Origin of the sequence: Enterobacter sp. YSU (assembly GCF_016082135.1) — a bacterium.
Lineage (GTDB): Bacteria > Pseudomonadota > Gammaproteobacteria > Enterobacterales > Enterobacteriaceae > Enterobacter > Enterobacter hormaechei_C.
Map to the genome: position 1 here is coordinate 4,850,515 of NZ_CP059487.1, position 4,116 is coordinate 4,854,630.

The 4,116-nt window shown below is 53.0% G+C and carries 1 protein-coding gene and 1 rRNA gene; one reads left to right on the top strand and one right to left on the bottom strand.

Annotated elements, in window-relative coordinates:
* Positions 1-112 precede the first annotated feature (112 nt).
* Positions 113-3,017, top strand: a 23S ribosomal RNA gene (locus H2Z33_RS23330).
* Between the two features lie 98 nt (positions 3,018-3,115).
* On the opposite strand, the gene H2Z33_RS23335 is transcribed toward H2Z33_RS23330, so the two are convergent.
* Entirely contained in the window at positions 3,116-4,084 is a 969-nt protein-coding gene (locus H2Z33_RS23335) for an IS5-like element IS903B family transposase (protein WP_021242128.1), read from the bottom strand.
* Positions 4,085-4,116 lie beyond the last annotated feature (32 nt).

A 4,116-nucleotide genomic window follows, 5' to 3' on the forward strand; every position in this document is an offset into this window, starting at 1 on the left:
ATTTGCTCTTTAAAAATCTGGATCAAGCTGAAAATTGAAACGACACACAGCTCATGTGTGTTCGAGTCTCTCAAATTTTCGCAATCAGAAGTGAAACATCTTCGGGTTGTGAGGTTAAGCGACTAAGCGTACACGGTGGATGCCCTGGCAGTCAGAGGCGATGAAGGACGTGCTAATCTGCGAAAAGCGCCGGCGAGGTGATATGAACCCTTGACCCGGCGATGTCCGAATGGGGAAACCCAGTGCAATCCGTTGCACTATCGTTAACTGAATACATAGGTTAACGAGGCGAACCGGGGGAACTGAAACATCTAAGTACCCCGAGGAAAAGAAATCAACCGAGATTCCCCCAGTAGCGGCGAGCGAACGGGGAGCAGCCCGGAGTCTGAATCAGCTTGTGTGTTAGTGGAACGGTCTGGAAAGTCCGACGGTACAGGGTGATAGTCCCGTACACGAAAGCACACATGCTGTGAACTCGAAGAGTAGGGCGGGACACGTGGTATCCTGTCTGAATATGGGGGGACCATCCTCCAAGGCTAAATACTCCTGACTGACCGATAGTGAACCAGTACCGTGAGGGAAAGGCGAAAAGAACCCCGGCGAGGGGAGTGAAAAAGAACCTGAAACCGTGTACGTACAAGCAGTGGGAGCCTCTTTATGGGGTGACTGCGTACCTTTTGTATAATGGGTCAGCGACTTATATTCTGTAGCAAGGTTAACCGTATAGGGGAGCCGAAGGGAAACCGAGTCTTAACTGGGCGTTAAGTTGCAGGGTATAGACCCGAAACCCGGTGATCTAGCCATGGGCAGGTTGAAGGTTGGGTAACACTAACTGGAGGACCGAACCGACTAATGTTGAAAAATTAGCGGATGACCTGTGGCTGGGGGTGAAAGGCCAATCAAACCGGGAGATAGCTGGTTCTCCCCGAAAGCTATTTAGGTAGCGCCTCGTGAACTCATCTTCGGGGGTAGAGCACTGTTTCGGCTAGGGGGCCATCCCGGCTTACCAACCCGATGCAAACTACGAATACCGAAGAATGTTATCACGGGAGACACACGGCGGGTGCTAACGTCCGTCGTGAAGAGGGAAACAACCCAGACCGCCAGCTAAGGTCCCAAAGTCATGGTTAAGTGGGAAACGATGTGGGAAGGCACAGACAGCCAGGATGTTGGCTTAGAAGCAGCCATCATTTAAAGAAAGCGTAATAGCTCACTGGTCGAGTCGGCCTGCGCGGAAGATGTAACGGGGCTAAACCATGCACCGAAGCTGCGGCAGCGACACTATGTGTTGTTGGGTAGGGGAGCGTTCTGTAAGCCGTTGAAGGTGTGCTGTGAGGCATGCTGGAGGTATCAGAAGTGCGAATGCTGACATAAGTAACGATAAAGCGGGTGAAAAGCCCGCTCGCCGGAAGACCAAGGGTTCCTGTCCAACGTTAATCGGGGCAGGGTGAGTCGACCCCTAAGGCGAGGCCGAAAGGCGTAGTCGATGGGAAACAGGTTAATATTCCTGTACTTGGTGTTACTGCGAAGGGGGGACGGAGAAGGCTATGTCAGCCGGGCGACGGTTGTCCCGGTTTAAGCATGTAGGCGGAGGTTCCAGGTAAATCCGGTACCTTATTAACGCTGAGGTGTGATGACGAGGCACTACGGTGCTGAAGTGATAAATGCCCTGCTTCCAGGAAAAGCCTCTAAGCATCAGGTAACACGAAATCGTACCCCAAACCGACACAGGTGGTCAGGTAGAGAATACCAAGGCGCTTGAGAGAACTCGGGTGAAGGAACTAGGCAAAATGGTGCCGTAACTTCGGGAGAAGGCACGCTGATATGTAGGTGAAGCCCCTGCGGGCGGAGCTGAAATCAGTCGAAGATACCAGCTGGCTGCAACTGTTTATTAAAAACACAGCACTGTGCAAACACGAAAGTGGACGTATACGGTGTGACGCCTGCCCGGTGCCGGAAGGTTAATTGATGGGGTTAGCGGCAACGCGAAGCTCTTGATCGAAGCCCCGGTAAACGGCGGCCGTAACTATAACGGTCCTAAGGTAGCGAAATTCCTTGTCGGGTAAGTTCCGACCTGCACGAATGGCGTAATGATGGCCAGGCTGTCTCCACCCGAGACTCAGTGAAATTGAACTCGCTGTGAAGATGCAGTGTACCCGCGGCAAGACGGAAAGACCCCGTGAACCTTTACTATAGCTTGACACTGAACACTGGTCCTTGATGTGTAGGATAGGTGGGAGGCTTTGAAGCGTGGACGCCAGTCTGCGTGGAGCCAACCTTGAAATACCACCCTTTAATGGCTGGTGTTCTAACGTAGACCCGTAATCCGGGTTGCGGACAGTGTCTGGTGGGTAGTTTGACTGGGGCGGTCTCCTCCCAAAGAGTAACGGAGGAGCACGAAGGTTGGCTAATCCTGGTCGGACATCAGGAGGTTAGTGCAATGGCATAAGCCAGCTTGACTGCGAGCGTGACGGCGCGAGCAGGTGCGAAAGCAGGTCATAGTGATCCGGTGGTTCTGAATGGAAGGGCCATCGCTCAACGGATAAAAGGTACTCCGGGGATAACAGGCTGATACCGCCCAAGAGTTCATATCGACGGCGGTGTTTGGCACCTCGATGTCGGCTCATCACATCCTGGGGCTGAAGTAGGTCCCAAGGGTATGGCTGTTCGCCATTTAAAGTGGTACGCGAGCTGGGTTTAGAACGTCGTGAGACAGTTCGGTCCCTATCTGCCGTGGGCGCTGGAGAATTGAGGGGGGCTGCTCCTAGTACGAGAGGACCGGAGTGGACGCATCACTGGTGTTCGGGTTGTCATGCCAATGGCACTGCCCGGTAGCTAAATGCGGAAGAGATAAGTGCTGAAAGCATCTAAGCACGAAACTTGCCCCGAGATGAGTTCTCCCTGAGACTTTAAGTCTCCTGAAGGAACGTTGAAGACGACGACGTTGATAGGTCGGGTGTGTAAGCGCAGCGATGCGTTGAGCTAACCGATACTAATGAACCGTGAGGCTTAACCTTACAACGCCGAAGGTGTTTTGGCGAAGAGACGAAATTTTCAGCGGCTTTGTTGAATAAATCAGATTTCGGGTAAGTCTCCCCCGTAGCGGGTTGTGTTTTCAGGCAATACGCACGCTTTCAGGCATACCTGCTTTCGTCATTTTGTTCAGCGCTCGTACCAGGGCCATAGCCTCCGCAACCTGACCATCGTAGTCACGCAGCGTCAGTGAACCCCCGAACAGCTGTTTTACCCGGTACATCGCCGTTTCCGCTATCGAGCGACGGTTGTAATCTGTTGTCCATTTCCACCGCGCATTACTCCCGGTCATTCGCTGATTAGCCACTGCACGGTTACGGTCTGCATATTCACCGGGACAGTAACCCGCACCTTTTCGGGGAGGGATAAGCGCGCTGATTTTCTTACGCCGCAGTTCATCGTGACATAGCCGGGTATCGTAAGCGCCATCGGCGGCGGCTGACCTGATTTTCCGGTGGGTTTGCCGGATTAACCCGGGGAAGGCCTCTGAGTCCGTAACGTTGTTCAGCGACAGGTCAGCGCAGATGATTTCATGTGTTTTACTGTCAACGGCGAGATGCAGCTTACGCCAGATACGGCGGCGTTCCTGGCCATGCTTTTTGACTTTCCACTCGCCTTCACCGAAGACCTTCAGCCCGGTGGAATCAATTACCAGGTGTGCGATTTCACCCCGGGTGGGCGTTTTGAAACTGACATTAACCGACTTTGCCCGCCTGCTGACACAGCTGTAATCCGGGCAGCGTAGCGGAACGTTCATCAGAGAAAAAATGGAATCAATAAAGCCCTGCGCAGCGCGCAGGGTCAGCCTGAATACGCGTTTAATGACCAGCACAGTCGTGATGGCAAGGTTAGAATAGCGCTGAGGTCTGCCTCGTGAAGAAGGCGCTGCCGACTCATACCAGGCCTGAATAGCTTCATCATCCAGCCAGAAAGTTATGGAGCCACGGTTGATGAGGGCTTTATTGTAGGTGGGCCAGTTGGTGATTTTGAACTTTTGCTTTGCCACGGAACGGTCTGCGTTGTCGGGAAGATGCGTGATCTGATCCTTCAACTCAGCAAAAGTTCGATTTATTCAACAAAGCC